The organism is Sporofaciens musculi (assembly GCF_009830285.1).
GTDB classification, from domain to species: domain Bacteria; phylum Bacillota; class Clostridia; order Lachnospirales; family Lachnospiraceae; genus Sporofaciens; species Sporofaciens musculi.
The window spans coordinates 3516534-3537730 of record NZ_WUQX01000001.1 but is presented as its reverse complement, the minus strand read 5'-3'; the positions used below and the strand labels follow the sequence as shown (position 1 = coordinate 3537730).

Annotated in this window: 17 protein-coding genes and 1 tRNA gene; 14 read left to right on the top strand and 4 right to left on the bottom strand. The window is 38.4% G+C overall.

The genetic code is table 11. The annotated features are described in order from the left end of the window. Nucleotides 1-17: 17 nt before the first annotated feature. From GN277_RS17825 to GN277_RS17780, 10 genes are all read left to right on the top strand, one after another. Nucleotides 18-179, top strand: a complete 162-nt coding sequence (locus tag GN277_RS17825) for a hypothetical protein (protein WP_159752268.1) — start codon at nt 18-20, stop codon at nt 177-179. Between the two features lie 249 nt (nt 180-428). Continuing rightward, entirely contained in the window at nt 429-710 is a 282-nt protein-coding gene (locus GN277_RS17820; RefSeq protein WP_159752266.1) for a hypothetical protein, read from the top strand. Between the two features lie 129 nt (nt 711-839). Beyond that, a complete protein-coding gene (locus GN277_RS17815) occupies nt 840-4052 on the top strand; it encodes an RNA dependent RNA polymerase (RefSeq protein WP_159752264.1) in 3213 nt (1070 codons plus the stop codon). Between the two features lie 192 nt (nt 4053-4244). Then, nucleotides 4245-4484, top strand: coding sequence for a helix-turn-helix domain-containing protein (locus GN277_RS17810; RefSeq protein ID WP_159752262.1), 240 nt, complete (start codon nt 4245-4247; stop codon nt 4482-4484). Between the two features lie 19 nt (nt 4485-4503). Then, nucleotides 4504-5325, top strand: coding sequence for a hypothetical protein (locus GN277_RS17805; RefSeq protein ID WP_159752260.1), 822 nt, complete (start codon nt 4504-4506; stop codon nt 5323-5325). Nucleotides 5326-5435: 110 nt separating this feature from the next. Beyond that, on the top strand, nt 5436-5918 hold the full coding sequence (locus GN277_RS17800) for a hypothetical protein (protein WP_159752258.1): 483 nt from the start codon (nt 5436-5438) through the stop codon (nt 5916-5918). A 93-nt stretch (nt 5919-6011) separates the two neighbouring features. Further along, the gene (locus GN277_RS17795) at nt 6012-7748 is read left to right on the top strand and encodes a phage tail tape measure protein (protein WP_159752256.1); all 1737 of its coding nucleotides are present in this window, start codon (nt 6012-6014) and stop codon (nt 7746-7748) included. Between the two features lie 425 nt (nt 7749-8173). Further along, the gene (locus GN277_RS30355) at nt 8174-13222 is read left to right on the top strand and encodes a Smc domain-containing protein (RefSeq protein WP_244324776.1); all 5049 of its coding nucleotides are present in this window, start codon (nt 8174-8176) and stop codon (nt 13220-13222) included. A 162-nt stretch (nt 13223-13384) separates the two neighbouring features. Then, nucleotides 13385-13642: a hypothetical protein gene (locus tag GN277_RS17785; RefSeq protein WP_159752254.1), complete on the top strand. Its 258-nt coding sequence runs from the start codon at nt 13385-13387 to the stop codon at nt 13640-13642. A gap of 199 nt (nt 13643-13841) precedes the next feature. After that, nucleotides 13842-15152 (top strand): tyrosine-type recombinase/integrase, encoded by a 1311-nt coding sequence (locus tag GN277_RS17780; protein WP_244324775.1) that lies wholly within the window; start codon nt 13842-13844, stop codon nt 15150-15152. 54 nt (nt 15153-15206) lie between these two features. On the opposite strand, the gene GN277_RS17775 is transcribed toward GN277_RS17780, so the two are convergent. The 3 genes from GN277_RS17775 to GN277_RS17765 all read right to left on the bottom strand — a co-directional run bounded on the left by GN277_RS17775 (nt 15207) and on the right by GN277_RS17765 (nt 16043). Further along, nucleotides 15207-15279: transfer RNA gene (locus GN277_RS17775), tRNA-Ala, on the bottom strand. Between the two features lie 53 nt (nt 15280-15332). Then, nucleotides 15333-15809 (bottom strand): hypothetical protein, encoded by a 477-nt coding sequence (locus GN277_RS17770; RefSeq protein WP_159752252.1) that lies wholly within the window; start codon nt 15807-15809, stop codon nt 15333-15335. A 36-nt stretch (nt 15810-15845) separates the two neighbouring features. Then, entirely contained in the window at nt 15846-16043 is a 198-nt protein-coding gene (locus tag GN277_RS17765; RefSeq protein WP_159752250.1) for a hypothetical protein, read from the bottom strand. 122 nt (nt 16044-16165) lie between these two features. On the opposite strand from GN277_RS17765, the gene GN277_RS17760 reads away from it, so the two are divergent. Both GN277_RS17760 and GN277_RS17755 read left to right on the top strand, forming a co-directional pair. After that, complete coding sequence (locus GN277_RS17760) at nt 16166-16891, top strand: phosphatase (protein WP_159752248.1); 726 nt, start codon at nt 16166-16168, stop codon at nt 16889-16891. A 66-nt stretch (nt 16892-16957) separates the two neighbouring features. Then, nucleotides 16958-17272, top strand: a complete 315-nt coding sequence (locus tag GN277_RS17755; RefSeq protein WP_159752246.1) for a YerC/YecD family TrpR-related protein — start codon at nt 16958-16960, stop codon at nt 17270-17272. A 36-nt stretch (nt 17273-17308) separates the two neighbouring features. Here the strand turns inward: GN277_RS17755 and GN277_RS17750 are convergent, their stop codons facing one another. After that, nucleotides 17309-17920 (bottom strand): DUF1836 domain-containing protein, encoded by a 612-nt coding sequence (locus GN277_RS17750; protein ID WP_159752244.1) that lies wholly within the window; start codon nt 17918-17920, stop codon nt 17309-17311. 128 nt (nt 17921-18048) lie between these two features. On the opposite strand from GN277_RS17750, the gene GN277_RS17745 reads away from it, so the two are divergent. After that, the gene (locus tag GN277_RS17745; protein ID WP_159752242.1) at nt 18049-19425 is read left to right on the top strand and encodes an MATE family efflux transporter; all 1377 of its coding nucleotides are present in this window, start codon (nt 18049-18051) and stop codon (nt 19423-19425) included. 44 nt (nt 19426-19469) lie between these two features. Continuing rightward, entirely contained in the window at nt 19470-21182 is a 1713-nt protein-coding gene (locus GN277_RS17740) for a hybrid sensor histidine kinase/response regulator (RefSeq protein ID WP_159752240.1), read from the top strand. Nucleotides 21183-21197: the final 15 nt, after the last annotated feature.

Here is a 21197-nt window from a genome sequence, read left to right as displayed (position 1 = left end):
AAATCTCATTTTTCTCTATGACGATTGAAGGTGAACACACGGATTTGACTGTTGATGATGTGCCAGAGGATGAAGTGTGGAATTTAGGAGAGTTTAAGAATTATAAGGTTAGATTGAATAATGGTAGTGGTAAGGCTGAGATTGTGGATTTTGAAAAATTCAGAAATAAAAGGCAATGAAACCACTCTTTCAAGTCATATAGAAACTGCCATATGCGTTAGGGGTATATAGCGTTTTAAGGCATGATTTTGAGGGGTGGATTGGGAGGGTGTGGAGTTGTTAGGTGGATGGGATTAGCGGGAGATTTGGGCGTGTTGGTGGGATTTTTGTGAAGGGATATGAGGGAGAAATTACTGCTTGTGTTGTTAGAGGCCTAGTTATGTGGAATGATTGGACTTTGATAATTGAATATAGATGGATGGTGTGATATGATCATTTTAGAATTGTACTTGGAGATCGAAATTAATAAGATCAGTGATGATTACTGGATGTACGGTGTCAATCTTGTGCGTTCAGGTGAAATTTTCAAATTCCCTATCAGAATTGGAAAGGGAGAGGTCATCTGTACAGAGGAATGTGTTGTTAATTATATCCTGTCAGAGCTTGAAAATGAAGAAATAGATTGGCCTTCTGAAATACAGATTTACGATAGTTTCGTTGAATATGCAATGGCATATTTTGATACGGTTTATGATATTAAAAGAGAATAATTAAATGTACAAGCATATTCAGAGCCGATAGATCAGATTCTATTTGGCTCTGAAAGTTGCTGAGGAAAATAGAGAGGGAATGGAGGAATTGTTATAAAAGAAAATGAAATTGCAAAAGCAAGAAGATATATGATGTTTAACTTATCAGTTTTTGATTGTTTGGCTAAGGAAGAACGGGAAATATATAATCAATACAGGGCAATCAATAAATCGGATGAAAAACAGAAAACAAAAGAAGAACTTTTAAATAGTGTTAGTAGTTATCCTGATGTTAGGGAAATCGCCAAAAAGTCATTGTTTTATAAAAATAATGAGCCTATTATAAGTAAACTTATTGCAGGATTTGAAAATGAATGTGTCCGTTTATCAGAATCATTAGTCTATGATGAAAAAAATCCGAAAGAAATTCCATTGATAAAAGAGATTATAATATTGGACTGTCCAGGTACATCAGAAAAAGATGAACATAGTTGGCATGAGATACTTTTAAAACAGTTGATTGATAAAGGCGTATTGATTAATGGAGAAAAATATAAGGTGTATTCATCATCTGCTAACCAAATGAAAAAACGGCAGGTCTGTTTAATGCAAGAGGATTTCTTAAAAAATAACCAAAAACGGTTAATGTGTGGGCTGACTTTAGAAATTATAAATCAAAATGGTGGATGTAATACAGGAAAGTATTTAGCATATACATCATTGATTTTTTCAAAGAGTGTGGAACCATCCATTGATATTGATATAAATGAAATTCTTGTCTTGCCGGAGTTTGAGACTGATGTAATTGAAAGAGTAAATTACTTAGATATGGAGTCCCATACAATCGAGGAAAGGACAATGCCAGTTCCCATAAATCATATGGATGGTGCAGGAATATTTCTTCCAGGGGTATTCCCACAGAGCTGTCAGATTCGAGGGGGATGGATAAAAGGAGCAGTATTTCCATTCAATTTCCGGCAGTTTATTATAGAGAAACAAGAAAAAGGCATTGCGAAAGACATAATTAAGGATGTATGGGGAAATGAGATTTCAGTTAATTATATCAGGGACAAAATTAAGATGATTTTAAATGGCAGTCAGTTAAAAATGTGGAAATTTTATAAATCGTGGGAGGATTATAAGGAAGCATTTGAAGGCAATGGATTAAAGATTTGCATTAATAATACGATGCATTATCCCAATAATGAAGATCCTATTGTCTTGTCCGCATATCAGTTCTATCAGACGATCCCAAGAGAAAATGTGACAGATGAAAAGATTAAGGATTTGTCAAAATTGACGATTGAAAAAATTAATGACGCTAAAATCAATCCTGATACTGCCCTTGAGATTATGGGGGCAGATATGGATGAAATAGATGGCCTTGATCCGTTCTATGCGTCAATCAAAGCATATCCCCAGATGTTACAGGATTCATTTGTCAGAAAACGGATTGATAAAAAAATCCAATCTGAACGTAAAAAAGCTATGTCAGGAAGGCCATATATTAAAGGATACTACAATTACATTTGCCCAGATCTCTATGCCGCATGTGAATATTGGTTCTGCGGTACGGAAGAACCAGAAGGACTCATACCAAAGAATCATATATATAATGCGTTATATTGTGAAAAAGAAGATGTGACGGAAGTATGTTGTCTAAGGAGTCCACATTTATCAGACTGCGAGCATGGAATACGTTTGTTGGAGAAATCAGATGAATGTAAAAAATGGTTCATTGGTATGGATACAGTAATCAGCACACATGATTTATTGACAAAGATTCTGCAATGCGATGTAGATGGTGATGAATTGCTCCTAACACCAGATAGAGCATTTATTGATTTATTAGATAGAAAAAAGCTGCCACTTTATTACGAAATGAAAAAGGCAGAACCGTCGGAAGTAAATGACCAGAATATATATGACTGCCTAATGCGCAGCTTTAAAAATGAAAGGATAGGCGATATCTCGAATGTCATGACAAAATATTTGAACATGGCATATGAGATAGACGTTGATTTTGTCCGTATATTGACAGCATATAATAATTTCTGCATAGATAATCCCAAGTCCCAATACATGCCTTCTTTGGGAAAATATCAGGGAATGTATCATGAGTGGCTGGAAAGGGAGTATCCATATTTTTTTAAATATGCAAAGGATAAAAGAACTGATAAGTGCTGTGATAACAAAAAAATCAATAACCGAAGTAATGTTAATCGTATAAGCAAATATATAGGGGATAATACCAAAAGTAATAAGGGAAATATCTGGGTAAATCCAGTTGACGGCAAAGACTTCAATCCTGTATATTTCCAAGATGTTGATTTTAAAGTTGACCGTTCTTCTGATACATATAAAGCATTACGGGATAAACTGATGAAATTAAAGATAAAGGATACCGAGAAGTTTAGAAAAAGACTTAGGGAAAAGTACAACGCTAGTAAACAAAGTAAGAATTTGGGCTATGATGTTTATTATTTTCATTGTTATTCTATTTTGAAAAATGTAGTAAAGGAAAAATATGATATTAGTGAGAAAATTGGGTTCCGTAGAAAGACGGCCTTGTATCTTATAGATATTGAATATTTTCAAGAAGAAAATAGGGATTCCGACAAATCTATCCTTTGGAGTTGTTTTGGAGATATCTTATATGAAAATCTGTTATATAATTTAAGGCATAAACCAGAAAAACTTTTTCAAGTCAAAAGAAATGCCTATAAAAAGTCAGAAGAAAAAGAAAATATGATCAATGACATGGTTAAGGCAGTGCAAAAAGAAATGTTGGATGAATATGCGGTTCCGATTATGGATTATGAATATTCTTGGATAAGCAATCTTTCATGTAGAAAGGGATGTGAGACTGACCGCTATTTATTATATCTTTTGCTGGTTCTTTATAAAAGAAAGAAAAAATATTTGGATGGGCTGGAAGACCAGGAATCTATTACAGATGACAATCTCAATCACTTTAAGATTTATAATAATGCCCGCTATCAGAAAATAACACGGACTACAATAGACCGTTGGATAGGAAGGACTATTGCTAAGAAAGGATTAGAGAGATTTGTAAAAAAGGGTTTGGTCAAAATAATATATGGTATGGATTACGATAAAATATATTTGTATTTACCTGAAAATTATCCTTTAGATAATGAAGATCCAGATTATCAACCTGAAGAATTGTTTTGGGTAAATGATAGCAATCCAATGATTGATTATTATATGTATTCAAAAGAAGCGAAAGTAAAAACATGTGCCGTTTGCCAGAAAAAATTCATCGTAGTAGGCGGGAATTTTAAGACATGCAGTCCGAAATGTTCAAGGATAAATGAACTGAGAAACAAAAATAAGCAATAGTTATAGAACACATAGAATAATTGGGAGTTTTGATATAAATATGAGTGCTTAGAAAGCCTTTAAAATAGGGTGTTCTAAGCATTTTTTAAAAATCGTAGATTTGTATAGAAAAGAGAGGAGTGGCGCCCCTCTTCGAGTGGTTAAAAGTTGCAACATCAACATAGAAATATTTAAATGACGGGAGGTGTGAGGATGGATACATTAAATGTTATCGCAAGGAAATATTTAAAAGCAAATGGGATTCGTATCACCCATTTTGCCGACTATATTGGATGCGACCAAGGACGCTGTAGCAGGTGGCTCAGTGGAGAATGTAAGTTGAGGAAAATACAAATAAAAAAAGTGCATGAATTTCTTGATGGAAAATTTTTGAAATCAGTGCATGAAATAATGGAAAGAGAGGGCGATAGTTATTGTAAGAGCGACTATTAATGATGAATTGTATGATTATTTGATACAACTATTAAATGAAAGATTTTATTCTTCGACCGATATTAATGAGCTATGTAAAATCAATAAGATTTTTAAGGCATTAAATTATGAAACAGAGTCTTGGTTATCGGCAATTCAAATTCAGCCAAAGGATTCCAAACAAAAAATTAGACAACTGAATATTGAAAAATACAAGAAAATAAATTTAAAAAGGAGAATATTATATTTGGAGAACGAAAATAGTGTAGCAGAGAAAGAATTGGAACTCAAGAAGTTTTACATGGTCAGCTTAGAAGCTGGTACTGTAATTTCGGGTATGTTGATAGCAAAAAATGAACATCTTATTGATGGGGAACCAAAGAGAAGTTATAGGTTTTTATTTGGCAAAGAAAAATATGCAGATTTATATGAAGATGAGATCACATCTATCCAGTTGATAGATCCTAATATACGAAAAGAATTTTTTGCTAGTCTTCAAGCACAATATGACGTTCAATGTCTTGATGATGAAGATAATGTGTTGCCAAGCGACAGGATCATAGGTAATTTTCTGTTTGATAAAGAGACTTGGGATAACCTTCATGAAGAAGAGAAAAAGGATTTGGTTTTTATGTTACAGTTGAGTCCTGATGAGATTGTAGAGTTTTTAAATATTCTTCTTGATTATAAAAACGAGAATAAAAAATTATATGATCAAAGGAAATCTACATTAGATGCTGTATTAGATTTTGTGAATGATTTTGATGAAATTAAAGATACAATCCCTTTATTTAGTAGCATGGCGGGTTATTTATATAAGAAATCTGGAATTGATACACTGATTAATACGATAACAAGATAGGTAGTAGCATTGTAGAAAATAGTACAGAAAATATGTTCTGTTTGTATTGCTAAATGAAGTAATGTGTGGTAAGATATAGGTAGTTAAATTTGGGGCTTGGAGGTGCTGATATGGGACGAAAAATCTGTACAGAATGTAATACGGTTTTTGAAGATAAAGTATTGATTGAAAGAAAGTCAGAGAATTGTTTGGTATGCGGTGCTTCATTGCGTGATATGGATGAACCTCAATTAGCACCGGAAGAGAATGATGATTTAATTTCGTGGTATTATTATGCAGTAGGAAAATCTTCACATTATTTAGATGATGTTTATATGGAAGATGATGAAAATTCAAAATTAGTTTATACATTTAAAGCACCACCTAGAGATGAAAATGGAGATTGTGATGCAGCTAAAGAAATTCTTAGAAAAGAGTATGACCCAACAGCTTTTGCAACTCCTTCTGCAAGTACCAAACTAGATCCCATAGTACGTTGCCCTCGGTGCGGATGTACATCAGTTCAGCTCGTCCCTAAGAAATGGTCGATCTTAACAGGCTATCGTACAAATTCTGTTATGAGAGTATGTGTTAATTGCAAACATAGATTCTAAAAAATTGAAAATTAAATAAAGAAAATATAACTAAGAGAGATTAATTTACAGTAGTCTCTCTTTTATTATGCAAAAAGAAAGGAGAAATGATATATGTCAGATTTCGTAGCACAAATTAAGGCAGTTTTAGATACCAGTAAAGCAGAAGCTCAGTTAAAGGATTTAGAGAAAAACCAGAAAATTAAACTTGATGTTGACGATTCAAAAATTGAGGAAGCACAGAAAAAACTAAAAGACATTTCAAAAGATAATTCAAAAGTAAAACTTGATGTAGATGTTAATGCAAAGTCTGTGAAAAAAGGGATAGATGAAACGCTTGAGGAAACGAAAAAGCAAACAAAGAAGAAGCCTTTAGAGATTGATTATAAAGTAAGTAAGAATACCATTTCGCAATTAACAGATAACGCTAATAGACTGTTTTCTTTGTTTTCTGGTGGAAATAATGCATTAGACGCTTCGATAGATAAGGTACGAGAAGCAATCGGTCAACTAAAAGAGTTAAATACAGCACTCGTAGAGATAGATAAGACATCTAATTTGACACAAACGGCTTTACAATCATTAGCAAATAGTTCATTTGATGAGGCCTCTAAATTTGGTGCATACGTGCAAGATTATATGAATTCAGCAGGAGAATTCGCAAAAGCAGGATATAGTAATTTGGATGAAATTACTGAAACGGCTATGCTTACACAAATTGCAGGAAACGTTACATCAGACTTGGCGAATAAGTACCTCATTGCTACTGACGCTGCTTACAAGTATGGAGGTTCAGTGAAGGAGCTTACAAAGGTTATTGATGGATCGAACAATATTGGAAATAAAAATAGTGTAGAGGTCGAAGATCTGGCGAAAGCTGCCACAGTTTCAGCATCATTTGCTGCACAAGCCGGAGTAACTATTGATCAATTAACAGCAGCAGAAGGTACAATGTCGGCTGTGACAAAAAGATCTGGTTCTGAGATGGGACGTGCTTTCCGTTCAATTCTTTTGAATCTGCAACAGGTTTCAGGTGAATTTGATGGAGAAGTCATAGATGAAGAGCAACTTAAAAAAGTCGAAGAACGTTGCCATTCATTAGGAGTAGAACTTGAGTATATGAAAGATGGTGTCGCTACACTTCGTAACCCGATTGATATTCTCAAAGATCTAAGTGAGGTGTACCGTTCACTTCCTAATAACAGTGCTGATAAACAAGGATTAATATCAGATATAGGTGGGAAATTTCATGCCAATGCGCTTAGTTCTTTGTTGGGAAACTGGGAGCTTTATGAGAAAATGCTCCAAGATTTTGCGTCTGGTGAAGGTTCAGCAATGAGGGAGGCACAAAAGACAGCAGATTCGTGGGCTGGTAGATTAGCATCGTTGCAAAATCAATGGCTGGAATTTGTCAATAACTTCGTACAAGCTGATACAATGAAGGGTGGAATTTCATTTCTTGATAATATGATATCTGCATTTGATACATTGCAGGATAAACAGTTATTTATTCCAACTATGATTTCAAGTATTATGGCACTTAGAAATCTTTTTACGGGCAAAGGAATTACTGATATTGGATTTGATAAAGATGGAAAAGGCTTGGATATCAAAGGTGATTTGTTTGGTATAGATTTCACTAAACTAGGAGAGCAAAAGAAATATTTTAAGGATGCGGAAACGGCGATAGCAGATTGGAATATCCAATGTCTAAGAGGAAGAACATCTGTAAAGGATTTTAATAATGCTTTTAAGAAAGATAATAAAGACTTTAAAAATATATTTCCACAGTTAAAGACGGATCTGCTTCACTTGACGGATACAGGCAGCATCTTGCCGATACAGGTATAGAATTTGAAAAAGCATTTAACCCCAAAGCATTTTTTACAAATTTTGCAGTTGGATTTTTAGCATCGGCTGGAGTAGAATTATCGCTTGTAGCCATCACAAAACTTGCCGATGAATTAATTTACAAGCAAGACCACTTACAAGAGAAAGTAGATTCATCAGCTACAGCATATTCATCTACCGTTTCCGAGATCGAATCTATTAATTCCGAGCTTGCCACGACACAATCAAGGATTGACGAATTAAGAAGTCAGAATAAATTACTACCTGGCGACAAAGCTGAGCTGGCAGAATTAGAGAGAAAAAATTCCTTACTTGAAACACAACTCAACACCAAGAAACAATTAGCAGATACACAAGCGATTGAAGCAGCCGAGGCAGCGAAGGAATCTATTAATTACGCTTCCCAAAAGAGTCTGGATACTCATATGGACAGGAACGGTATTGATATTTCTAAATCCATAAACCGAAAAGAGTACATAAAAGAACTTGTAGCGGAAATGGAGGAGGCACAAAAGAGGATTGAAGATGCGCAAGAGAAACTGGCAGATGATAAACTTTCCAAGAAAAACCGAAAACTTTATGAAGGTCAGTTTGATTCTGCCAGAGAATCCTTGGAAAAATATAAGTCAGAAGCCACAGAACTTCTTGCAGAATTAAACGCTGAATCAGAGAACTTTTATGACAAACAGACTGGCGAAATACTGAAAGGGTTTGAGAAAGAAGTCAAAGAAAACCTTGAACTAAATGACTTAATAAATAACTTTAATCTCTCTCCAATCGAAAAGCAAGTAAAACAAATTGAATCCTACTTCAACGGTTCCAAAGTCTCAAATAATCTCAAAGAACAGCTCTTAGAAGCAGCCAAATCGGGTAAGGGCGCAACTGACACACTTCATGAAATGGGTATTACCCTTAATGACCTCGGTATCACTGGGGACGGTAAAAAAGCTGTATTTGATGATTACTTTAGTGGACTGGTGCAATCTGCCGAAGAAGCACAGCAAGCCATTAACTCTATTGACGGTTCTGTAGACGGCGTAAAGGCTGCATTTGAATCCGAGAATAAGGACGCTGACTGGAATTCCATGTCTGAATACTTAAAACAGGCTGAGGACATATATAAAAACACAGGTAAGATTGGAACAGACGATTTTAAATCTGCTGTACAATTCATATCACCAGATATCATTAATCCAGACGCAGAAGGATTTAAATATGATGCTGATGCTTATGTTGCTGCATGGGAGAATGCCCGTGAAAAGGTAAAGAGGTATTTCGATTCTGAAAATCCAATCACCAGCGCAAGAAACTTTACTAATGATTTGATTGATAAAGGACTTGCTTCTAAAGCAGGTGATGATATTACTTGGGAATTTGAAACTAGTGCCAAAGCTGCAAAGGAATTAGGGATTAGTGTTGAAGCTGCTGAAGTTGCCATGCGCAACCTTGAATCTTACGGTGCTGAGTTTGATGATGTCATGTTCAGTGGGGAAGGTCTTAAAAGATATGAGAACGCACTGGAAGGGATTAAGAGTCTCCGTGATTCCATGGAGGAAGGCGAGTCAAAAAAGAAACTTAGTGACCTTATTGAAAACTGGGACAGTGAACTTGCTGGATATCAAGCTGATTTATCCACTCTCACGGAAGACCAGATTGTAAAGATCGAATTCCAGTATGACCTTGCAAGTATTAGGTCTGAGATTGAAGAATTACAAAATGATATTGATTTTACTGGTGGAGATACAAAAGAATGGGGTTCATTAAACAGTAAGAAAAGAAGCCTCCGGGATAAATTATCTTCCCAAGATGGTTTGTCTGGTGCTACTGAAGATTCTGGATATCAGAAATCATTAGAAAAATTAGATGGTTTGTCTCAAAAGCTGAAATCCGAACATAAGAAATTAGGCGAAGATGAACGACGAGAAATCCAACTCCAACAGTCTGCAATTTTAGATTTGCAATCCGCTTATTTAGAAGCATTTTCTAGTGGACAGGCGGTTAATTGGGAAGAATTTTTAGGTTCAAAACAAATTGACGATGTTGTAGAAAAAATCTCTCAATCTACTGGTCTGGCAAAAGATGAAATTGGCGATTTAGTTGACGTAAATTGGGAATCCCTATCAAAGCCCATACATCTTAAGGTTGATGGTGAATTTCAAGCTGGTGAAATAGAATCAAAGATAAATGAACTTTCTGCTGGCAGTACAATTACTTTCAGGGCGGATGTAAGTGGGGTAGAATCAGAAATCCAAGTTCTAAAAAATGAAGATGGCACTCTTACATATACTGCTAATGTAGATGGTGTTCAGACACAAGTATTGCCGATGCTAAATCAAGATGGAACAGTTAATTATATACTGGGGGAATCACCAGAAGAAGTACCAAATGCAGAAGGTGAAGCAGATTTTACTCTTGGAAAACACCCAGAAACTGCACCGTCTATAAATGGAAAGGCAAATTATAGTGGCTCTTTCCCAAGTTCTGCCCCTACCCTCCAAGGTAGAGTGGTATACAAAGCTGATTTTTCATCTGTAAATGCTGGCGGTATTGCAAGCACAGTTGCTAATATTGGTAAGTCAATCGGCGGTTCAAAAGCCAGCGGTACTCTCCTACCCGCCCATGCCAATGGTACAGGATATAATGTAATCAACTATAAACCCGCTTATTCTGATGGTAAGATTTCTTTATCGCAAGATGAAGAAGCATTAGTTAATGAATTGGGTACCGAATCCATCATTAGAAACGGGAAATGGATGTTATTACCAGGAGGTATGCATGTACAGAGCCTCAAGAAAGGCGACATTGTATTAACCGCTGAACAGACCAGAGATTTATTAAATACAGGAAAAACAAATGGTCATGCAAGGGCTTATGCAGAGGGAACATTAGGAAATGCATATGCTAATGGATGGAGGTTGCCAAGTGCAGTTACAAATAATACGGGTTCCTCCAAAAAGAAACCATCCTCAAAACCCTCTTCATCCACCAAATCCAACTCTTCCAAATCTTCCTCCAATTCATCCGATACATCCGAAAAGGCAGAAGAATTCAAAGAAACCATTGACTATATTGAGATGAAGATTGACCGCATCGAGCGTCAGATCAAGAATCTCGAACGAGTAGCCGGGAGTGCTTATAACACCTTCTCCAAAAGGAACACGGCACTCCGAAACCAAATTTCAAGTATCACAGAAGAAATCTCAACCCAGCAAGCCGGATATGACCGATATATCCAACAAGCAAATTCCGTATCCTTATCCGAAAATTATAAGAGTCAGGTAAGAAACGGCGCGATTGACATCAGTACGATTACCGATGAAACACTTGCTGAGAATATCAAAGAATATCAACAGTGGTATGAAAAAGCCCTTGACTGCCGTGACGCAGTTGAGGAATTAAAAGAATCCGTAAGGGATCTCTATACAGAAGCATTTGATAACGTAGTCACCCTATATGACGGTATCCTTGGTCAGCTTGAACACAGGCAGAATATCCTTGAAGGTTACATTGACCAGACTGAAGCACAGGGATATATCATCAGCACAAAGTATTACGATGCTCTAATTTCTAACGAATTAAACAAGCTGGAGGATTTAACAAAAGAACGCCAGGACTTAATCAATTCCATGAATGACGCAATCACAAATGGCAATATCGAGGAAGGTTCTGAACAATGGTATGAGTTCCAAAGTGAAATCAACGGCGTAAATGAAGCTATCCAGGAAGCGAATACAAGCCTGATAGAATTTGGCAATTCCATCCGTGATATCGAGTGGGAAATCTTTGACAAGATACAAGACCGTATCTCCGGCATTACGGATGAATCTGATTTCCTGGTGAAGTTACTTTCATCCAACAAACTATTCGATGATAAAGGAATTATTACGGATAAAGGGAAGGCAACCATGGGGCTGCATGGGGTCAATTACAATACTTACATGTCCCAGGCTGATGAATACCGCAAAGAGATGGAGAAAATCCAATCTGAGTTGGCAAAAGACCCATACAACCAGACCTTAGTTGACCGCAGGAAGGAATTGCTGGAATTACAGCAGGAATCCATCCTTGCAGCCGAGGATGAAAAAGAAGCAATTAAAGATCTTGTTGAAGATGGAATTAATAAACAGCTAGAATCTTTGCAAGACCTCATTAATAAGTACAATGACATGATGGATGCACAGAAAGACATGTACGACTATCAGAAAGAAATTGCTGAAAAACAAAAGAAAATCAATGAGGTTGAAAAGCAGTTTTTATCATTCCAAGGTGATGATTCCGAAGAAGGTGCTGCTACCCGTCAGGAACTAAAGAATGAACTGAATGAACTCAAAACCGATTTGGAAGAGACACAGTATAAGAAAGCGATTGCAGAACAGAGGAAACTTCTGGATGAACTGTATACAGAATATGAAACTGTTTTGAATTTAAGACTTGATAATATTGATCTTCTGATTATGGATGTAATCGGAAATGTCAACTCTGAAGCATCTGCTATTCGTGATACCCTCGTTTCTGAAGCTGAAAGTGTTGGTTATAAGCTGACAGATACCATGACAACGGTATGGACAGACAGCACGAATAAAATTACTGGTGTCATCACCACTTATGGTGATAAGTTTACATCCTCTCTCACTGGTGTACAGACAGCAATTAATGATCTAAAAAATCTTATCCAGCAAGCCGTAAACGCTTCAAATGAACAGGCAAAGACAAACATTGACAATGCAAATAAGCAACAAACAGAACAGACCTCCAGACCATCCATTTCCACACCATCAGCTCCAAGTGTAAGACCATCTTATTCTAATGGCGGCGGTGATGGTGTCCCAAGAGTTGGTGATGCGGTTACATTTGCAAGCGGGAAATATTTTTATAGTTCTGATGGATTGAATCCTAACGGAAGCCAGATGTTAGGTCAAACTGTATATATCACAAAGATAAATAATAAATCTTGGGCAACGAAACCATATCATATTTCAAGAGGTTCTAGGCTAGGCTCAGGAGATCTTGGATGGGTAAGTCTTAATCAGCTTAAAGGATATAAGAGTGGTACGGAAAGCGTAGATAAAGACCAATGGGCATGGACGAATGAGAATCATCAGCCTGAGACAGTGATTAGAAAGTCAGATGGTGCAATCCTTACCAGAGTACACCGTGGCGACCAGATCTATAATAGTGCCGCAGCGAAAAACATTTGGGATTTGGGAAACCGTCCTGGAGAGTTTATCAACAGGTTCCATCCTAATGCCCCATCGGCTGAGAATCTGCAGCCTGTAATACATGAGAAACCTGCTACTACTATTCAGAATGAGATACAGTTTAATGTGAATGTTGACCACGTACAAGATTACAATGATTTTCTTAGGCAAATGCGGAAAGACCGTAAATTTGAAAAGTTGGTACAGATTATAGCATTGAACCCAATATCAGGGGGGTTGCGTAGCTCTTTTGAGAAATTTAGTATCCAAATTTAGAGAGAGTGGTTTCGTTCTTCTAAGTAAAGGTATAACAAAGGGCATTGAAAATTAGTTTTCTCTACCCTTTTATGTAGTAACACGACAACAATTCATCAAAAAAGATAGTAAAAACTGAATAATCATCAAAAAAGACAGACAATATTTGGAGGTATAATATATATGACACAGGAAAAGACAATCGAAGTATTAAGAAAGAGAAATGCAAAATTACAGGAAGAACTGGATGCACTAAAGATGAAGAATGCCAAATCTGCCGATGAATCTAAAAACAAGAGAGTGGATGAACTAATTTCTGAATTAGAGGGAATCAAGAAACAATGGCAGGACGCATTAGACGATTTGAAAGCTGAAAAAGCGAAATATACTGAATTGATGAAAGATATGAGAAGTATTAAGAAGACCTTCGAGACGATTTAGAATTTGGGAAATTAAGAGCCTGTAAACAGTTGTAAACGCTTAGGAAAGAAAGAGAACTTTAGAAATAGGATTTGAGATAGAGAACCAAAAAATAGTAACGTAACCATATAATTTTAGTAGTATGTCGGTCTTGCATAGTAAGCAGTGCCGACATTTTGAATTTGTATAGGCAGTAGGCAATAGTAGTCTACTGCCATTTTTGAATAATCCGAGGCTTATCGGCACGACTGGCAAGCCCATAATTATATATAAAGTAGGAGATGAAGTTACTATAGAGAAATTAAATGAGAAAGAAATCTTGCAGTATGCGCTGGAAAATAATATAATTGACCTATCATACGTGCAAGAAAAAATAGAGATGGCTAAGAGAAAGGAATTATTAGAGAAACATCCATATAAAATTGGTCAAGGAAAGGATGGTAAATGGAGAACATATATTCCGGATAAAGAATCTGGAAGAAAAATGATAAAGAGGAATACCCAGAAAGCAGTTGAGGATGTCGTAATTTCGTTTTGGAAAGCTGAAATGGAAAATCCAGCGGTTAAAGATGTTTTTAAAGAATGGATTGACCGTAAGCTGGAAACAGGCGAAATAAAAGAACCTACATATGAGAGATACAAGATTGATTTTGAGCGGTATTTTCAGATATTTGGAGAGCGAAAGATTAAATCTGTTACAGAAGATGAGATAGAAGACTTTATAATAGACTGCATTACACAATTCAATCTGACACAAAAGGGATATTCTAATTTAAGGACTATCATATATGGCATTTTTAAAAGAGCTAGAAAGAAAAAGTATGTTCAGTTTGGAATCACAGAAGTAATAAACAATATGGATATATCCAGAAAGATATTTAAAAGCAGTCGAAAAGCGGATCGTGAAGAGGTCTTCGATGATGAAGAATTTGAAAAACTTGAAAAATGTCTAATGGAAAAACTGGATCTGACTAATCTTGGTCTATTGCTCATGCTTTTTACAGGAATCCGAGTAGGAGAATTGGCAGTGTTGAAATGGGAAGATTATGATGGTAGTTCTATTCAGATACAACGTACAGAAACAAGATTTAAGGATGATACAGACAAATATGTATATGAAATTAAGGAATCGCCTAAGACCGAAGCTGGAATCCGTGAAGTGGTTCTTCCACCACAATGTAAATGGATTGTTCGGAAAATACGTTATATGAATCCATTTGGGGAATATATGTTTGAAAAAGATGGAAACAGGACAAAAACATACTCATTTAGGAAAAGGTTATATCATATTTGCGACCAAATAGGAATTCCAAGACGTTCTCCGCATAAAATCAGAAAAACATATGCAAGTATTCTATTAGATAATCATGTATCAGAAAAAGTTATTATTGATCTGATGGGGCATACTGATATCAAATGCACAAACAAATATTATGGCCGAAATAGAAAGACTAATGAAAAGAAAGCGGAAATACTAAACAGTATTCCCGAATTTCAAATCAATATGCAGAATAATCGAACATGTGTCTGATTACCTTTTGATTACCCATGTGCCGCAAAGTCAGTAAAATCAAGGGTTCTGAAGTGGAGCATACGGGACTTGAACCCGTGGCCTCCACACTGCCAGTGTGGCGCGCTCCCAACTGCGCTAATGCCCCGTGAGATGATTATAACACAGTTGGAAGGCCAAGGAAAGAAAAAAATAAATTTTTTAACAGATTACGATAATCTTCCGCGGCGTTGTCTGGGCCGGAATACTTCTGGTGGATGTGCTGTAGTATACAATTAGCATCTGTGCTGCAAGAGAGCAGTCGTATGGCTGTCCGTTGGATGTTACGATTTCAGTGGACCGTCCGATTGTAAGCTTTAATGTCCCGTCAAGAGATTCCAGGTTATCGTCGAATTCCCCAGCATAGATGTTTTCACGCGGGTTCCTGCGCCCGATGAAGATAGCCTGGTAGCGGGGCGGAAAGATTAGAGGGATGGGAAGATTGGCATCGTAGAATGCGGTGACGTTCATCCCAATTCGTAAGCGGACCTCGCTGATTACGTAAGTATCAGGGCTTACGATAAAATTAGTAATTCCATCGGAATTGCGTATTGTAACCTCAAGCATACAGCAGTTGTTGTCAAATGCAGAGATATTCTGGATAACGCCGTTTACTGGAACTAAGTTATTAGAAGGCATGATGAAAACTCCATTTTTTCATTAGTATATGCGGGATTACTTAAGGCGTTCGTCAGGCTTAATAGAAGAAGCCCTCCCGTGGGGCGGTAAAAAATGATACAGTTCTTCATATGCCTCCACTTCTTCCGTGGAAGTGGGTTCTGAAGGGATAAGTCCGGTACAGTCCTGCGATGAGGCTGCGTTGGACAGGTAATCGAATTCATCGATGATTTCCTGATTTGTTTTCTCTTTCATGGTTTACCTCCGTTTTTACGTTTATATAAGATTCATTTTAGATTGTGTAGAAAAAGCCGGACATATACTGTATAATATTTCCAAGTGCAAAATGAAATGACGAGAAGGAAGGACAAATATTTATGAAAATTGAGATTGACACACATACCCATACACTTGCCAGCGGGCATGCGTACAATACCATCAAGGAGATGGCGGCAGCAGCGTCGGACAAGGGGCTTAAAGGACTTGCGGTTACAGACCATGCAGTACAGATGCCGGGAACCTGCCATATATATTATTTCCAAAATCTGCGGGTGGTGCCAAGACAGATGCATGGGATTGAGCTTTTGATGGGAACGGAGCTTAATATCCTGAATGAAAAAGGAGAGGTAGATCTTTCACAGGAGCTTTTAAAAGAACTGGACATTGCTATCGCCAGTATGCATTTTCCCTGCTATAAAGGAGAGTGCACCAGGGAAATGGTGACGCGGGCTTATGTGAATGTGATGCAGAATCCTTATGTGGATATTATTGGGCATCCCGACGATGGAAGGTTCCCTGTGGATATGGAAATATTAGTCAGGGAGGCAAAGAAGACGGGGACTTTGCTGGAGGTGAATAATTCCTCCTTGAGTCCGGAAAGTTTTCGTATGAATACCATGGAGAATTGTCGAGATATGCTGTGGGAATGCCGGAAACAGGAGGCTATGGTGGTTCTGGGAAGCGATTCCCATGTGGATACAGATATTGCGAATTATCAGTATGCCTCCAGTGCTCTTTTAGAGGTAAACTTTCCGGATGAGCTGATTGCCAATACCTCGCTGGAAAAATTAAAGTCTTGTCTAAAACACAGGAAAAAGGTATAGACTTTATGAATTTAGTGTGCTAAAATATAAAGGTAATTGAGATGGCTGTGAAGGAGATAAGGTTGTATGAGTAAGAAGATCAGGACGGAGGCAGTAGACTTTCTGTTCCGTGCGATATTAAGCTTGGAGAATAAAGAGGAGTGCTACACATTTTTTGAGGATATCTGTACGATTAATGAGTTATTGTCGCTGTCCCAGAGATTCGAGGTGGCGAAGATGCTGCGGGATCATAAGACTTACCTTGAGATTGCCGAGAGAACAGGCGCTTCTACTGCCACGATCAGCAGGGTGAACCGTTCATTGAACTATGGCAATGATGGCTACGATATGGTGTTTGCTCGTATTGCTTCAGAGGAAGAAGGGGTAGGAACGCGTCAATAGAATAGAAAGATTAGAAGAAACAAGACTGTAGAAGCCTTATTTCTTCTTTTTTTCATGCGACGACTCCGGAAGGTTGTCGATTAATTTTTCAATCAGGAGTTTTTTGACATATACATCGAAGCTTAGTGAGCAGATGAAGGAGAAGAGCTGCAGGTAATCACGTTCCTTCTCAGGCTCATCAGCAAAACTGTGCATGGCACAGTGGTAAGATCTTGCCACGTCTTTTTGCAGCGCATCAATCCTGGACTTTTCAAGCTGACAGATTTCTTCATAGATGGAGGTCATATTAAGGGCTTCACCTGTGTCAAAGTATTTCTCCGTGATGGGGGAGAGCAGGGTTTCAATATCCTTGATAGACAGGATATTCTTAAAATAGTAGATGAAGATCAGCGCAAGAACATGCTCCTTGGAATACTTCTTCTTCACCGGAGGGGGAAGAAGATTATTCTTGGCATAGTTGTTAATCATGGTCTTGGTCAGAATCTTGTCCTCCTTGTGTCGTCTGGAGGAGGAGAGCTGTTCCTCCATAAATGTAGTTACCTGGTCCATATAAAGGTCTATATTGGGAATGGAATCCGGCTTTACGTACTCAATTCGTGAGATACTGGAGAGAATGCTGTTTAACATGTCCTTTGTATTAATTGTCATATTATCACCTCAATGGAACTATTATATAGTTTTTAAAACTATATCACAAGGATTTTTTAAATACTCTATCAAAATTTAATAATTTGTGTTATAACTGATATAAGGGTTTGGAAATGAGGAGGAAGAATATGAGTATACTGAAGAAATTATTTGCTCCGGTTGATATGACCGTGGGGAAGCCCTGGGAGGATATATTGATTTTTACTGTGCCGATGCTAATAGGCAATATTGCTCAGCAGTTATATAATACAGTGGACAGCGTGGTGGTAGGTAATTATGTAGGAGATAATGCACTGGCGGCGGTGGGAAGCGCCGGACCCATTTTGAATCTTCTGATCGTCCTGTTTATTGGTATCAGCGTGGGAGCCAGCATCATGGTATCTCAGTATTTCGGTGCACGCAAGAGGGAGGATCTTTCTATTGCTATTGCCAACAGTATTGTTTTGACGGCTATTTCTTCTATTATAGTGATGATTATGGCTACTGTGGCGGCAAGACCGCTTTTGGTACTTTTAAAGACGCCGGACAGTATCCTTGACTGGTGTACGTCTTACCTTCGTATTCTGTTTCTGGGGGTATCGGGACTTGCGTTTTACAACATCTTAAGCGGGATTTTAAGAGGGCTTGGGGACTCGATTTCCGCGTTGGTATACTTGATTGTGTCCAGTCTGTTGAATATTGCTCTGGATTTGTTATTCGTAATTAAGTTTGAGATGGGGGTCAGCGGCGTTGCGCTGGCAACCGTGATTGCCCAGGCGATTTCGGCTGTGTTGTGTCTGTTGAAGCTGATGCGGATGAAGGACCTATTTGATTTTAAGACCCAGTACTTCCGTTTGACTAACCGCCATGGAATGAATATTATCCGCCTTGGGGTTCCTTCGGGTGTGACTCAGGCGATTATGTCCATGGCGATGCTGGTAGTTCAGTCACTTACAAACAGCTTCGGAGAGCAGTTCATTGCCTCCAATGTTATCGTCATGCGTGTGGACGGCTTCGCAATGCTGCCCAACTTCTCTTTTGGAACGGCAATGACTACTTATGCCGGACAGAATGTGGGAGCAAGAGCGTATGACCGTGTCGCCAAAGGGGCGAAGCAGGGAACTCTGATGGCAGTTGGATTCTCGGCAGCGATTACTGGGCTGATTCTGTTATTTGGAAGACATTTGATGGCAATTTTTACGAACACGGAGGAGCTGGTAACGCTTAGTATGAACATGATGAGGATACTGGCTGTGGGTTATATTGCAATGGCAATCATTCAGAGCTTATCTGGAGTGATGCGCGGGGCAGGGGATACGGTGACTCCTATGTGGATTTCTATTGTGATGACAATCTTTTTGCGGGTGCCTATCGCCTATGGACTGGTATACCTGACAAAGAGTACGGAGTTCCCAGGGGGCCGCAAGGAGAGTATCTATATCTCGCTTCTGATTTCGTGGGTGCTTGGGGCAGTTATTACGAGTATTTTATATAAACGGGGCAAATGGCGTGAGAAAGCTATTTAAAGTTTTAGGACTTTAAGATATATGACAAGAGGGGGTGTTTTCGTATGAACGTAAGACAGGAAAGGCATTTGATAGAGCGTGTAATACATTTACTGCGTATTCTGGATGAAAATGGAATTGAGCCAGACAACATCAGAGAGGAAAATTTCTCGAAAGAACTAGTTTCTTTGGAGGATAGAGAGGGATTTCCGGAAACCTGTGAATTTCTCAGGTTTATGGATGAGATTCCAGGCGGTTTCCTAATCTATTTTGCAGAAGGCGACGGGCAGATTATATATGTAAACCAAAGCCTGCTCAATATTTTTCAGTGCAAGACACGAAAGGAATTTCGTCAACTGACTGGCAATACTTTTCGGGGTGTTGTTCATCCGGAAGATTGGGACGAAGTGAATAAGAGCATCAAAAGGCAGATTTTTGAGAATAAGTTTGATCTGGATTTTGTGGAGTATCGGATTGAGCGCAGGGATGGGACTGTAATCTTGGTAGAGGATTACGGGCATTATATTAAGAATGAAGCTGTAGGGGATATCTTCTATGTATTTATTGGAGAGTCCACTGATGAGAGAAAGAGGCAGCAGACAGAGCAGAAGCGGCTGCTTGCCGAGGCGTTGGGGAGTGCGAACCTGGCGATTAAGGCCAAGAATGCATTTCTGTCGAATATTTCCCATGACATGCGTACACCTTTAAATGCAATCTTCGGCTTTACATCTCTGGCAAAGGCGTGGATTGGAGAGCCGGAGAAGGTTGCAGGTTATCTGGACCGAATTGATACTGCCAGTCGTCAGCTTCTTGATATGATTACAAAGGTACTGGATATTTCTGCCTTATCCAATGCGGCGGGACCTGCGGAGGTAGAATGTGACCTGTGTAAGACGGTGCGGGAGGCATATGAGTTTCTGATGCCTCAGGCGAAGGAGAAGTCCTTATCCTTCCAGCTGGACTGCGACAGTGTGAAGCATAATATTATCTATGCGGATCAGGGAAAGCTGCAGCAGCTTGTGTTAAGTCTTGCGAATAATGCCGTGACCTATACGAATTCCGGCGGTATGGTGAAGATCAGTCTTACGGAGAAGGACGAGCTTCCCAACAGCTACGTGGTCTACAATCTGGTGGTGGAGGACAATGGAATCGGAATTGGTGAGGAATTTTTGGGAAGGATATTCGAGCCTTTCAGCCGAGAGAAGAACTCCACACTAAGCGGCGTACATGGGATTGGTCTTGGGCTTACGATTGCAAAAAGCATTGTAGATATGATGCATGGAAATATTGAGGTTAAAAGTGTTGTAAATGAGGGCAGTACTTTTACTGTAGGTCTTACCTTTCGGGCACAGCCCCTTCATGATGCATCCAGAGAAGAAGAAGTTTTTTCTGGGACCAGCCTGCGTATCCTGGTGGTGGAGGACAATGAGATTAATTTAGAGATTGAGACGGAACTTCTGGAACGGATGGGCTTCACTGTGGAACCTGCGGAGAATGGAAAGATTGCGCTTGATAAGGTGGCGTGCGCGTCCCCTGGTGATTACGATCTGGTCATCATGGATTTGCAGATGCCTGTGATGGATGGGTGGCAGGCTTCTGCGGCAATCCGGCAGCTTGAAGACCCGACTCTGGCTCATATTCCGATCATTGCACTGTCGGCAGACATACTTGCCAGCAATAAGGGCAGGGCAATGGAATGTGGGATTGATGCCTGTCTTTCCAAGCCTCTGGATTTTACGCTTCTTCTGGAGGCAATCGAGAAGATCGCAAAAAGATAATTATTAATATTTGGT

Bases quoted from the DNA above. Each gene is read 5' to 3' on its own strand.
- GN277_RS17800 (WP_159752258.1), top strand. From the start codon at position 5,436: ATGGGACGAAAAATCTGTACAGAATGTAATACGGTTTTTGAAGATAAA.
- GN277_RS17785 (WP_159752254.1), top strand. From the start codon at position 13,385: ATGACACAGGAAAAGACAATCGAAGTATTAAGAAAGAGAAATGCAAAA.
- GN277_RS17770 (WP_159752252.1), bottom strand. From the start codon at position 15,809: ATGCCTTCTAATAACTTAGTTCCAGTAAACGGCGTTATCCAGAATATC.
- GN277_RS17745 (WP_159752242.1), top strand. From the start codon at position 18,049: ATGAGTATACTGAAGAAATTATTTGCTCCGGTTGATATGACCGTGGGG.
- GN277_RS30355 (WP_244324776.1), top strand. From the start codon at position 8,174: ATGGACAGGAACGGTATTGATATTTCTAAATCCATAAACCGAAAAGAG.
- GN277_RS17825 (WP_159752268.1), top strand. From the start codon at position 18: ATGACGATTGAAGGTGAACACACGGATTTGACTGTTGATGATGTGCCA.
- GN277_RS17820 (WP_159752266.1), top strand. From the start codon at position 429: ATGATCATTTTAGAATTGTACTTGGAGATCGAAATTAATAAGATCAGT.
- GN277_RS17765 (WP_159752250.1), bottom strand. From the start codon at position 16,043: ATGAAAGAGAAAACAAATCAGGAAATCATCGATGAATTCGATTACCTG.
- GN277_RS17740 (WP_159752240.1), top strand. From the start codon at position 19,470: ATGAACGTAAGACAGGAAAGGCATTTGATAGAGCGTGTAATACATTTA.
- GN277_RS17760 (WP_159752248.1), top strand. From the start codon at position 16,166: ATGAAAATTGAGATTGACACACATACCCATACACTTGCCAGCGGGCAT.
- GN277_RS17815 (WP_159752264.1), top strand. From the start codon at position 840: ATGATGTTTAACTTATCAGTTTTTGATTGTTTGGCTAAGGAAGAACGG.
- GN277_RS17810 (WP_159752262.1), top strand. From the start codon at position 4,245: ATGGATACATTAAATGTTATCGCAAGGAAATATTTAAAAGCAAATGGG.
- GN277_RS17795 (WP_159752256.1), top strand. From the start codon at position 6,012: ATGTCAGATTTCGTAGCACAAATTAAGGCAGTTTTAGATACCAGTAAA.
- GN277_RS17755 (WP_159752246.1), top strand. From the start codon at position 16,958: ATGAGTAAGAAGATCAGGACGGAGGCAGTAGACTTTCTGTTCCGTGCG.
- GN277_RS17750 (WP_159752244.1), bottom strand. From the start codon at position 17,920: ATGACAATTAATACAAAGGACATGTTAAACAGCATTCTCTCCAGTATC.